Source organism: Streptomyces sp. NPDC051776 (assembly GCF_040681345.1).
GTDB lineage: Bacteria > Actinomycetota > Actinomycetes > Streptomycetales > Streptomycetaceae > Streptomyces.
On the sequence record NZ_JBFAYQ010000039.1, the window covers coordinates 54,259 to 66,241 of the forward strand.

At 67.0% G+C, this 11,983-nt stretch carries 6 protein-coding genes and 4 pseudogenes; 5 read left to right on the forward strand and 5 right to left on the reverse strand.

The window, feature by feature from the left end; genetic code table 11:
• Window positions 1-218: 218 nt before the first annotated feature.
• The 3 genes from AB0M26_RS24900 to AB0M26_RS24910 all read left to right on the forward strand — a co-directional run bounded on the left by AB0M26_RS24900 (window position 219) and on the right by AB0M26_RS24910 (window position 4,030).
• A complete protein-coding gene (locus tag AB0M26_RS24900) occupies window positions 219-1,901 on the forward strand; it encodes a (2,3-dihydroxybenzoyl)adenylate synthase (RefSeq protein ID WP_365264043.1) in 1,683 nt (560 codons plus the stop codon).
• Window positions 1,902-2,291: 390 nt separating this feature from the next.
• Window positions 2,292-3,302: a permease gene (locus AB0M26_RS24905; RefSeq protein ID WP_365264044.1), complete on the forward strand. Its 1,011-nt coding sequence runs from the start codon at window positions 2,292-2,294 to the stop codon at window positions 3,300-3,302.
• The gene (locus tag AB0M26_RS24910) at window positions 3,299-4,030 is read left to right on the forward strand and encodes a TIGR03943 family protein (RefSeq protein ID WP_365264045.1); all 732 of its coding nucleotides are present in this window, start codon (window positions 3,299-3,301) and stop codon (window positions 4,028-4,030) included. Before AB0M26_RS24905 ends, AB0M26_RS24910 begins: the two co-directional genes overlap by 4 nt.
• A gap of 162 nt (window positions 4,031-4,192) precedes the next feature.
• Here the strand turns inward: AB0M26_RS24910 and AB0M26_RS24915 are convergent, their stop codons facing one another.
• The 3 genes and pseudogenes from AB0M26_RS24915 to AB0M26_RS24925 all read right to left on the reverse strand — a co-directional run bounded on the left by AB0M26_RS24915 (window position 4,193) and on the right by AB0M26_RS24925 (window position 8,415).
• Complete coding sequence (locus tag AB0M26_RS24915; RefSeq protein WP_365264046.1) at window positions 4,193-4,864, reverse strand: DUF6445 family protein; 672 nt, start codon at window positions 4,862-4,864, stop codon at window positions 4,193-4,195.
• A gap of 731 nt (window positions 4,865-5,595) precedes the next feature.
• Window positions 5,596-7,200, reverse strand: coding sequence for an MFS transporter (locus tag AB0M26_RS24920; RefSeq protein WP_365264047.1), 1,605 nt, complete (start codon window positions 7,198-7,200; stop codon window positions 5,596-5,598).
• Between the two features lie 653 nt (window positions 7,201-7,853).
• A pseudogene (locus AB0M26_RS24925) lies at window positions 7,854-8,415 on the reverse strand (GNAT family protein).
• Window positions 8,416-8,522: 107 nt separating this feature from the next.
• On the opposite strand from AB0M26_RS24925, the pseudogene AB0M26_RS24930 reads away from it, so the two are divergent.
• Window positions 8,523-9,010 (forward strand): annotated as a pseudogene (locus AB0M26_RS24930) (DUF6192 family protein); the annotation flags it as partial.
• Window positions 9,011-9,045: 35 nt separating this feature from the next.
• Here the strand turns inward: AB0M26_RS24930 and AB0M26_RS24935 are convergent.
• A pseudogene (locus tag AB0M26_RS24935) lies at window positions 9,046-9,728 on the reverse strand (IS5 family transposase); the annotation flags it as partial.
• Window positions 9,729-9,975: 247 nt separating this feature from the next.
• Here AB0M26_RS24935 and AB0M26_RS24940 point away from each other — a divergent pair.
• Window positions 9,976-11,043 (forward strand): hypothetical protein, encoded by a 1,068-nt coding sequence (locus tag AB0M26_RS24940; RefSeq protein ID WP_365264048.1) that lies wholly within the window; start codon window positions 9,976-9,978, stop codon window positions 11,041-11,043.
• 539 nt (window positions 11,044-11,582) lie between these two features.
• Here AB0M26_RS24940 and AB0M26_RS24945 read toward each other — a convergent pair.
• Window positions 11,583-11,828, reverse strand: a pseudogene (locus AB0M26_RS24945) (transposase); the annotation flags it as partial.
• Window positions 11,829-11,983 lie beyond the last annotated feature (155 nt).

Genomic DNA, 11,983 nt, shown 5'->3' on the forward strand with positions numbered 1-11,983 from the left:
CTCGGCGGCGGAACACTCATCGCTCACAGATGGCCCCTTCCAACTTCCCGCCCTGACGGGGCTTCACATCGGGAGACTCGGCAGCGACGTGCCGGCGCCTCCGCGCATCACCAACGCTATGCGAAACGATTTTCATTTCGATTAGTATGCATCCTAGACACGCCGCTCGCGAACCCGCCACCCCCCAAGTGGCGAGTGGCGGCAAGAGAGGAGTCGCTATGACATCGACGCATCCGGGGTGGCCCGACGCCACGGCACGCCAGTACCGCCGGGCCGGATACTGGCGCGGACAGACCTTCGGCTCGTATCTGCGCCAGTGGGCGGCACTGCGGCCGCACCGCACCGCCCTCGTGGACGGCGACCGGCGATGGACCTACGCGCAACTCGACGACGGCGCCGACCGATTGGCATCCGGCCTGCGAGGCATCGGCATCAGCCGAGGCGACCGTGTGGTGATTCAGCTGCCCAACCAAGCCGAGTTCCCGCTGGTCTGGTTCGCCCTCCAGCGCCTCGGTGCGGTCCCCGTCCACGCCATGCCGGCACACCGCAGCTCCGAGATACGGCACCTGATACGCACCTCAGGCGCGGTCGCCTACGTCATCCCGGACCGGCATCTCCGTTGCGACTACCGGGAACTTGCGCGGGAGATGCTGCACGACCAGACGGGGGAGCCCGGCGAACGCACCTTGACCACGGTCGTCGTCGCAGGCGATCCCGGCTCCTTCGCCGGCTTCATCGCCCTGTCGGACCTGATGGACAGCCCGGAGCCCACCCCCGGTACCACGCAAGTGCACCGGGCCGCCACGACAGCAGGAGATCCCCACAACGGCGGGGCGGCGCCCTGCGACCTCGCCCTCCTGCTGGTCTCCGGCGGCACCACCGGACTGCCCAAGCTCATCCCGCGCACCCACGACGACTACGCCTACAACGCCAGGGCTGCGGCCGAAGCCGGCGGCCTGGGGGAAGACTCCGTCTACCTCGCCGTGCTGCCGATCGCCTTCAACTTCACCCTGGCCTGTCCCGGCATGCTCGGCACCTTCATGGCAGGCGGCACCGTCGTCCTGTCGACCGATCCCAGCCCGCAGACCGCGTTCCGGCTCATCGAACGCGAGGGGGTGACGCTCACCTCCATCACCCCGCCACTCGTGCCGCACTGGCTGCAGGAGCACCTCGACCAGGGAGGCCATGCCCTGACCACCCTGCGCGTGCTCCAGGTGGGAGGAGCAAGGCTCTCCGACCACAGGGCCCGCGCCCTCGGTCCTGCCCTCGGAACCCGGGTCCAGCAGGTCTTCGGCATGGCCGAAGGGCTGATCAACGTCACCGGTCTCGACGATCCCGAGGACCTGATCTGTTCGACTCAGGGTCGGCCCATTTCCCCAGCGGACGAGATCCGCGTCGTGGGTCCCGACGACCGGCCGGTCCCGGACGGTGAGCCGGGAGAACTGCTGACGCGCGGCCCGTACACGCTCCGCGGCTACTACCGCGCGGAGGAGTACAACGCGAAAGTCTTCACCGCCGACGGCTTTTTCCGCACCGGCGACATCGTCCGCCGCCTGCCCTCCGGCCACTTGGTGGTCGTCGGCCGGGTCAAGGACCAGATCAACCGAGGGGGCGAGAAGTTTGCTGCGACCGAAGTGGAAGATCATCTACTGACGCACCCGGCCATCACAGCCGTGGCATTGGTTGCCGCTCCGGACGCGGCGCGGGGAGAACGTTCGGTTGCCTTCGTGACCTGCCCGGACAAGGAGCCCAGCACCAGGGAACTGGCCTCCTTTCTCGGGCGGCGCGGTTTGGCGGCGTACAAATTTCCCGATCAGGTCGTCCGCGTGGATGCCTTTCCCATGACAGCGGTGGGAAAGATCGACAAGAAGCAACTCGTCGGACTGGCGCAAGGCGTATGAGGTCCGTGCCGCTGGGAAGCCCTCGCGAACGGAATCCACACCTACTCACGGCGGCAGTACCCAACCGCTGTGTCCTGCCGTCCCCTTCGACGAATCGGCGTCACGCAGCTACGAGTCCGCAACATGGCCAAGAGGTCTTCGACGCCCGGACCACGGGCGAGTACGACCCGGGGTCGCGATGGTGCACTTCGAGATCCCAGTGCCCCAGTGAACGCGAACGGCGGTCGTCCGGCCTCGGGCAATCGTCCGGGCGTGACCGTTCGCGGGTGGGTAGTGCACTCGCGCTCTCATCTTGACGGAACTCGGAATGAGAATCTGTGTCCGGCCCGGCGTACTGATGGTGGAGGTCAACGCACACACGAAGCCTTCCCTACCGGAGGTACCTCACCCGTGACCGCCACCGAGGCAGCTTCGGCTCGAACCGGACGCAGTGACGCGGAGGATCCGCAGGGCCGACGGTCCAGCTCCTCGCTCGTACTGACACTGTTGATGGTCTTGGTCGTAGGGCTGCAGGGGCCGATCCGCACGGTGCTGTCCGCGCCGGTGATGCAGAGCTGGATGACGGTGTTCGTCGCGGTGGTCGTGCAGGCCCTTCCCTTCCTGGTTCTCGGTGTGCTGCTGTCGGCCGTCATCGCGGTGTTCGTCCCGCCTTCATTCTTCGCCCGCGCGCTGCCGAAACGGCCCGCCCTGGCGATACCGGCCGCCGGGACGGCCGGGGCCCTCCTCCCCGGCTGCGAGTGTGCCTCCGTGCCTGTGGCCGGGGCGCTGATGCGCCGGGGCGTCACTCCCGCCGCGGCGCTGGCGTTCCTTCTGTCCGCCCCGGCGATCAACCCGATCGTGCTGACGGCCACCGCCGTCGCGTTTCCCCGCAATCCGCAGATCGTTCTGGCCCGGTTCGCGGCGGGTCTGCTCGTGGCGTGCGCGATGGGCTGGTTGTGGCAGCGGCTGGGCCGGACCGACTGGCTGCGCCCACCGGCCCACCCGGCGTCCGACGGCCTCGGTAAAGGAGCGGCCTTCTGGGGATCCGTCCGGCACGACGTTATGCACGCGGGCGGCTTCCTCGTCATCGGTGCGATGGCCGCGGCGATCCTCAAGGCCGTGGTACCGGCGAGCTGGCTGAACACCGCGGCCGACAACCCCGTCGTGTCGGTACTTGCGCTGGCGACCCTCGCGGTGCTGCTGTCGATCTGCTCCGAGGCGGACGCTTTCGTCGCCGCGTCCCTGTCCCAGTTCTCGCTCACGGCCCGGCTGGCGTTCCTCGTCGTCGGGCCGGTGATCGACTTGAAACTGTTCGCCATGCAGGCCGCCACGTTCGGCCGCGGGTTCGCGCTGCGGTTCGCCCCTGCCGCCTTCGTCCTCGCAGTCCTCTTTTCAGTCCTGGCTGGGACGGTGCTGTTGTGAATCGGGAAGCGCAGGCAGCCGTGCTGTTCCTCATCGGCGGGGCCTTGCTGCGTGCCGGCTTCACCGACCTCTACCTGCGCTACGTCAAGGCCGGGCTGCGCCCGCTGCTGCTGGTGGCCGGCGCCGTCCTGATCGCCGCCGCCATCGCCACCGTCTGGTACGAGCTGCGACGGGCGCGCGCGAGCCGGAAGATCCAGTCCGAGCGTGAGCACCACAACCGGCGCGGTCACGCCGAACCACGAGTCTCCTGGCTCCTCCTGCTGCCTCTGTTCGCCATCATCCTGGTCGCCCCACCCGCACTGGGCTCCTACAGCGCCGTACGCACCGGCACGGCACTGCAGCCGCCCTGGGGCTTTCCCGTCCTACGCGCCGGCGACCCACTCCAGCTCAGCGTCGCCGACTACGCCGGCCGCGCGGTCTACGACCACGGACGGTCTCTCCGCGACCGGAAGATCAAAATCACCGGCTTCATCGCCCTCGACCGCAGCGGTATCCCCTACCTCGTCCGCATGACCCTCAGCTGCTGCGCTGCCGACGCCCAACCCATCAAGATCGGCCTGTCCGGACAGACTCCGCCCGTCCTGCAACCCGACACCTGGGTCGAAGTCACCGGCACCTACACCAGTAGGCAGACCAAGGATCCCGTCAACGACGGCGTTATCCCATTCCTCAACGTCAGCAAGGCCAGACCGGTTCCGGCGCCACACAACCCCTACGACGAGAGATGAACCGTTGAGCTTCGCACAGCTTCTGTGGGAAGGGGTTGGCAGGGAACCCCCGTGGTCGCGCCAAGCACTCGCGAGGCCGGCGGTCCGCCGAGGCGCCTCATGCCATCGGCCCGCACCTCTGAGGAGGCCGGGCCGATAGAGGGACCCGCCGCAACGGAGGGCTCAGGCCATCCAGAAGAAGACAGCTGTCATGCGCTTGTCCTCCAGGGTGTGGCCCCAGTAGTCGGTCGCGGTGTGGACCAGGTTGGCGGGGTAGAGGAGCAGTCGGTTGGCGCGGTGGGGGATTCGTATGTCCTCGACGAAGGAGTCCGGAGAGACGAACCTAGTGCCCAGTGCATCGACCAAGTTGTTGTGCGGTGCGGCCACCTGGTTACCGCCCAGGGACCCGCCCGGCAGGTTCTGGCGGTAGAAGCTGGTCCCGCAGTCTTTCGGAACATGGGGATTGAGGTAGAGCACTGCGGCATATCGGCACAGCGCCCGCGAATCGGTGTGCGGACGCGCTTCACACTCGCCCGCGCCGACGACCTGCACGCAGTTGTGATTGAACGTGCCGCCGCCTGAAGGCTGTTCGGCCCAGATTTCCCGTACGCCGGTCGCCTTTCTCACCAGTTGCTCGACGTGCGCCAATTCATTCGGCTCGAGTGCCGGCATGGCGCGCAACCCCGGCCAGCTCTCGGGTTTGTGAGGATAGCCTTCTGTCCAGTCTTCCCTGGCCAGGCACCGATCCCGTACGGCGTCGGGGTCGGGCAGTACGTCGTCGAGCACCCAGTAGTCCCGCCCGCGCGTCGGTTTGCGGTACGGGAGAACCGGCAGAGATTGCGGTCGTGGAGGCATGTCAGGGACCGTAGTTGCTCGGTTCGCTGCGGATCGGCACGGAGCGGTCAACCTTGCGTCAAGTGTTGCCCATGCCAGCGCCCCGACGGGAAACACGCGGGCGGGCTTATGGCCTGCCCGGTTGGCTCCTCTCCACGGTGAGCAGGGGAGGGGCGAGGTCGGACGCCGCTCGGAGGGAGCCTGCTACCTGGCAACGTTCCGTTGTTCGTTGTGAACCCGAGGAAAGGCGGTCGTCAGACCCGTTCTCGGCTGCCGCCGGGAGGGTGCTTTCGAGGGCGGTGCAGAACTCGTCGCGTTGGCATGGATCTGATGATGGGCCGGACAGTTCAGTGACAGCGCCGGCGACGCTCAACGGCCCACCGCCGCGGGCCGCCCCGCACACCGGCCCACGTCAGTACCTCCGCCGAGGGTTACGTCGGGACCCGCGGCCGCCGGGCAACTGAAGAGGCTGCGGTAGGGCAGCTGAAGCAGGCACTGGGCGCCCGCCCCGTTGTTGATCAGGCACCGGGGTCCTTCGGACACGGAGCACGCGCCTGCGCCGCGCGATACTCCTGGTACGTTCCCGAAGTGCCATGACACGGAGCCTGAGGCCCGAACAGAAGTCGCTCGGCACCCCACTGCCCGGCTGGAGGGCGACGGCGTTCACCACGCGATGCTCGGCATCGCAGGGACTGCATGCCGGATAAGCCGGGTCGGTGCTGGCGTGGCAGGTGGTTTGGGCTCACGCGTGATCAGTGTGGGCGTCTCCCGCGTGACGGCCCCATCAGCACCAGCCACAGCGGGGTCGCGATCAGAGCGAGGACACCCAGCCAGAACATCACCGAGGCGAATCCGTGGGACAGAGCGTCGGCAGTGGCCTGCCGGAGCGCTTGCCCGTGGGGCTCGTCCAGCAAGTGTTCGGCGGGCCTCGACGCTCCCGAGAGGAGCTGATCGACAGCTGTGTTTCCCGGGCGGGGTGTTCCCGCCTCGTCGAGAGATGAGTTCAGTCGCTCCGAGCCTGCGGCGAGGAAGCCGAGGGTTCCGACGGACACCACGAGAGCGGCCGTCACGTACCGGGCTACGTTGATGATGCCTGACGCCTCTCCCGCGTGTGTGCCTGCGAGGGCGCCGAGCCCCGCGGCGGAGGGGGCGGACAGCGTGGTGCCCACGCCCACTCCCAGCACGAGCGTCCCGGGCCAGATCGCGTCGTAACCGCTGTGTGCGCCGACCTTCGAGAGCCAGAGCGAGCCCGCCCCGGTCAGGGCGATGCCTGCGGCCACCGGCCATCTGTATCCCACGTGGTCGCACAGGGAGCCGATGGCCATCGACACGGCGAAAACGCATGCTCCGTACGGGAGGAGGGCGACGCTCGCGGTGACGGCCGAGAACGCGAGTGTTTCCGGCGACTGCGCGTAGAGGTTGAAGAAGTACAGAAAGCCGATCAGGAACAGGGTGTTCACCGCGGTACCCAGACACGCGGCAACGAGCGGCGGCTTCTTCAGCAGCCGCAGGTGAAGCACCGGCGCAGCGGAACGGGATTCGACCCGCACCAGCATCGCCAGTCCCCCGACCGCCACGGACAGAGCCGTCAGCGTCGCCGGCGACGTCAGACCCCAGGCCGGAATCTGCTGAAGGCCCACGAGCAGCGCGCCGAGGGAGAATGCCAGCAGCAGCGTGCCGGAGACATCGACGGCGTGCTCCTTCCTTCCATGCGGTAGCCCTGGCAGGGCGAGACCCGCCAGTAGGGCCACCGACAACGCCCAGAGCGCGCTGGCCCACCACAGCCATCGCCAGGAGGGCCCGTCGGTGAAGGCACCCCCGATGAGCGGCCCCACGGCGAAGGCCAGACCGGCCACCGCACCCCACAGGCCCAGGGCGACGCCCTGCCTCTCGCGCGGCCACACGATCCGAAGGACAGCCATCGTCGAGGGCATGAGGGCTGCTGCCCCGACGCCCTGCAGGATGCGACCGAGGATCAGCAGCAATTCGGAGTCGGCTGATGCCACCACCACGGCTCCGCCGGCGAACACCACACTGCCTGTCACGATGGTGACCCGCTGCCCGAGGATGTCGCCCAGTCGGCCGCCTGGTACGACCATCGCGGCGACCGTAAGCATGTAGACGCCGACGGCCCAGCCCAGGGCAACGGTCCCCATACCGAGGTCCTCGGCCATCCCGCGAAGTGCGGTGTTGATGCCGGTCGTGTTCACACCCAACATGAACAGCCCCGTACCCGAGACCAACGTTGCCGGAAGGAGCCGGGGGTGGGGATGCGTGTCGCGCAGCCAGGCGGCGGAGTCGTGTGGATGCGGCACGTGGAACAGGGCGCCGCCGAAAACCCTTCTGACTGTGCTCATTCTGCCGAACGTACGGCCTTGGCCCAGGCGGGCACGGGAGCGAGGCGTCCACCGCACACGACGTCCCACTGCCGGCGGAATCGGCCACCCTACCGACGCCGGCCGGGATCCGGTGCACGTACGGCCCAGGCGTCCACCTCACCAGCCGCGGCCTGCCCGGCTAGGTGAACAACATCGCCTGGCAATCCCTCATCGCCGCCTTCACCGAGGAGAAGGGCAGCGTCGACGAGTCCTCAACCCGCGTCGCCATCACGAGACCCACGCGACAGAGTGACGACGAACCCGACACCGCGTTCACGACGACCCCGGCTGTCTGTAAGCACTTGTTTGGGCTCCAGTGCACGGAGTTGTTTGGGCTCCACTGCCGAGCTGAAGGGGACGTGTATTGGTGTGATTCACGCCCCAGTAGCAAGGTGATTTGGCCCCACTTCGAACGGGTGGTTCCGCTGTACCGACAACTGCGTCCGTTTCGGGTCCGGCCGACGAGTCCCAGTTCTGGCCGCACCATCGCCCGTTCTCGTCCAGCCGCCGCGGTCACCGGAGGTCCGCACCTGAGTTGAGTCGGGTCGGCAATCCTCCATGCAGGGTGCTGACGGTAGTTTTGAAGCCTCGGTGGACCTCCATCAGCGCATCCCCGACAGGGAGACCAGGCTTCACTCAAGTTCGCTCATAGAGTGCAGCATCGCGAACTCGTCAGCGAGTATGCCCGTCACGACGAGATCATGGTGTCGGCTGGCGAAGAACACGTGATCGCGCAGGCGCCCCTCCTCGGCGAAGCCGAGACGGCGATGCAGTAGCCAGCGATGCCTCGTTGTGCCCGAAGATCCGCGCTTCGCACTTGTGGTACCGCCGCTCCGCGAACATGAATCGCAGCAGCATCACCACGGCTTCTGCGGCGTAGCCCTTGCGTCGGTGCCCAGCACCCGTCGTTATGCCGTATTCGAACCGCCCCGCCTGCGGATCTGCGTAGTGCGGGCCGACAGCCCCGACGATCTGCCCCGTGTCCAGGGCTTCGATGGCCAAGGTGAAGCAGTCGCCGTCGGACTTCGCGACGGCCTGGTCCTTCGCCCAGGCGCGGAACCCCTCGGCAGACCGAGGCGGATGCAGCAGGTCTCCCAACCGCTCCTCGTCGACGGCGAAGCCCATGAATGCCGTCCAGTCCTCAGGCTCGATGCCGCGCAGACGTACCCGCTTACCAGTCCAGAACGAAGTCATCCCCTATTCGATCACGAGCAAGATGCGATGCACAGGCCAGCCGGACCACCGCCTGAACTGCCTTGTCATACCGGTGGAGCCAGATCAACTTGGTACGCAGTGGAGCCATGAAACGCTGGTGCCCAAAGAAGTGCGTACAAGCACCCCGGCGGCCTGACGGTCACGGGGGTCGTTCACTCGCCCCGTCGACAACCAGAACGTCGCGTTCATGCGCACCTTCAACGTCGCTCAACAAGCGTCCGCAGGTCGCGGCCATAGTGTCGGGGGAGGACAACGTCCGGGTGGTGGAGGAATTCACCCGCGACGAGACGGTGGCGACCACCGCCGCGTCCAGCCTGCTTCGCAGGCCGGACGTCGCGTTCAAGGCGATGAGCGACGACACCGCCCGTTTCCAGATCAACCGTGCCAGGCCGAACGCAGTCGACAAGCCCACACTACGTCGAACGCACGAGCCCTCGTCGCGCCGGCAGTCCGCAACGTCGACCGGACGGTGGAGTTCCTGGACATGGTCACCGCCTGGCACTCGTTCGTCGCCGCGGCCGGCCGCACCGTCCCCGGTCTACGGGACCGGACGTTGTCCCGAGGACGAACGCGTGATCGTGCACCAGAACGTCGCCAAGGTGACTGGATCGAGACGATTCTGGACACCGGCCATCGATGTCAGGCCCAGGTGCTGAAAGGCTTCGACGCCGCGGCGGGCGATGCGGGGTGTGATGCCGCGTTCGCGGAGCCATCGCCGCAGGTGAAGATGGTCGTAGCCCTTGTCGCCATGGAGCTTCGCGGGTTGGCGGCGCCGTGGCCCGCGAGGGCTGCGAACAGGCGGAATCCAAGAGATGAGCCCCCGCAGAACGAGGCTGTCATGTGAGTTGGCGGCCGAGACAGCGACGGAGACTGGAAGGCCGCCGCGGTCGACGACGAGGTGGATCGATCCGTTCTTGCCGCGGTCGGTCGGATTCGGTCCCCTCAGCTGCCCCTTTGAGGGCGCGGTTGCTGACGGAGTCAACAGCGAAGCGTGACCAGTCCAGGTCGCCCTGAGCTCCGAGGTCATCGAGTATGACGCGGTGCAGACGGGCCCATACCCGGGCCTTGGTCCACCGGGCGAAACGCCGGTAGACGGTGGACCAGGGCGGTACGAACACCGGCGGTAGCTGCCCCAGGAACACCCCGATGTGGCCACGAACACGATTGTTGCCAGGCACTCACAATTCCCGACGCCGACGGCCACCGCCCTGCGGGCGTATCACCAATGTCTCCGGCACCACCCGCCGAAACAACTCCCACAGGTCATCGGGACACCAGACGCTCAGCACGATTCGTCGTACCAACACAACGACCCTGTCCGCCAAAGGAACGACATCTTATGGGGAGAAACCATGATCGGCATCCTTCCGGGTCTTCGATGTCTCCATCAACCTGGGGCGATTCAGCATCCGGGGGAAAGGCTGGGGCCATCAGGGTGGGGGACGCGGTAGGGGCCATGCCCAGGAAGACAGAACGACGTTGAACAAAGAAAGGGGCAGGGAGCGGCTTGCTCAGCCAATGACATAAGGAGATCAGAGGATGCGGGTACACAAGATCGCGACCACTACCATGCTGGTCCTAGCAGTAAGCGGATGGGCCGTAGCAGGATCCGCACCGGCATTCGCCAACATGGGCGGCGCCCATGAGAGGGCGAAGCCCGCCGACACGGATGCCGCCCATGAGACGGCGAGGCCCGCTCACAAGGGCACCGATCCAGGGAAGGCGAGGCCCGCTCACGAGGGTACCGATCACGGGAAGACGAGGCCCGCTCACGAGGGTACCGATCACGGGAAGACGAAGCCGGCCCACAAGGGCACCGATCACGGGAAGACGAAGCCGGCCCACAAGGGCACCGATCACGGGAAGACGAAGCCGGCCCACAAGGGCACCGATCACGGGAAGACGAGGCCCGCTCACGAGGGCACCGATCACGGGAAGACGAAGCCGGCCCACGAGGGCACCGATCACGGGAAGGCGAAGCCCGCCCACTACGGTCACCCCCATCATCATGGGAAGGCGGCGAAGGCCAGGGCGGAGGGAGGCTCCGCCACGGCCGGGAGTCTCTTCCAGCAGAACGTTGCGCAGTCCTCCCGGCAGAACAACAACTGCAACAACCCCAACGACGGGACCGTCGTTCTGACGGGCGCTCGGGTGTCGGGTCGCTGCGTGGACAAGGACGGCTCCTTCAACAAACACACGCTTGTCAAGGATGGCGAAGCCTTCGCCGAAGGCGGCTCCAGCACAGGCGGCGACGTGTTCCAGCAAAACATCGCCCAGAAGGGCCGTCAGAACAACAACTGCAACAACCCCAACAGCACAGTCATCGGGACTGCAGAGACTCCTGCTGGAGGCCGTCTCAAGGCGAACTGCAAGCTGGTCGACCACTCCGCGAATGTGGAAACCGCGACCATCGGCGGAGGAGCCAAGGCCGAGGGTGGCTCATCCACCGCGGGCCTCTTCCAGCAGAACGTCGCCCAAGAAGGTCGGCAGAACAACAACTGCAACAACCCCAACAACCTCACCCTCACCATCGATTCCGGCAGCCGCGCCGAAGGCAAGTGCATCGCCGTTGACCGGTCCACCAGCTTCCGCACCGTCTACCGGTAGGCGAAACCGCACCGCCTCCCCCTGGTGAAGCGTGGAACCTCTTCAGCAGGGGGGGCGGTGTGCCCCTCCCCGGCGCTCCCCGCTGCCGGGGACTGGGACGCCGAACGGCCCGCACGGTGCCCAGAGCGTTGCAAAGTCTGATGGTCTTGGTCGACCTGGTCATATGAGTCCGAGCATGTTCAGTGGCGTGCGAAGAGGCGGTGGGTTGGCGTACGCCAACCCGTACGCCAACAGCAGCGCAGACTGAGGCCGATGGCCAGGAAGCCGCTGCAGAAACAAGGACGATGCTCACCCATGTGCAGGGCGGCGGCGCCCGCGCTGAAAAGGCGGCTCCAGCACAGGCGGTGATGTGAGCCAGCAGGACATCGCGCTCGCTGCCCTGCCCCGTCCCGCTGGCTGACCAGCAAACCCCTGACCGCCCACGACCTGTAGTCCGTGGTGAACCCGACTTCGCGCCGGGACCTCGCCATGCCCAAGCAGTAGAGAACACCCCCGCCGACTCGGCAGCAGACGAACAGCGACGTCACGTCACCCCAACCGCCCCCCTCCACGGGGCTCGGACCAGCAAGTTGGCCCTTTTTGCTGCGGGCATGGGCCGAGTCGAGGACCGCGCGAGAAATTTCTACCAGGCCCTGTTCGTCCAGGAGTTGGAGAACCTTCTGGTGCAACCGGCCCAGACCCCGCACGGGACCAGATGACGAACCGGCGATGCACGGTCGACTCAATGCCCCGAAGCACGGCGGCAACGCCTGCCAGGCACAGGCTCTGACCAGCACGTAGATGATTTCCCGGAGGAGTTGGTGGACGGGGGCGGCTGGGTCTTGCGCGCGGCGGGCGCGGAGTTGTCGCGGTAGACACCTCACGATGCCAATGCGTCAAGCTGCAGCTGTCAGTTCGGTGGGGAACGCGGCCTGCTCGTCGAACAGTTCGCGGTGCTGAA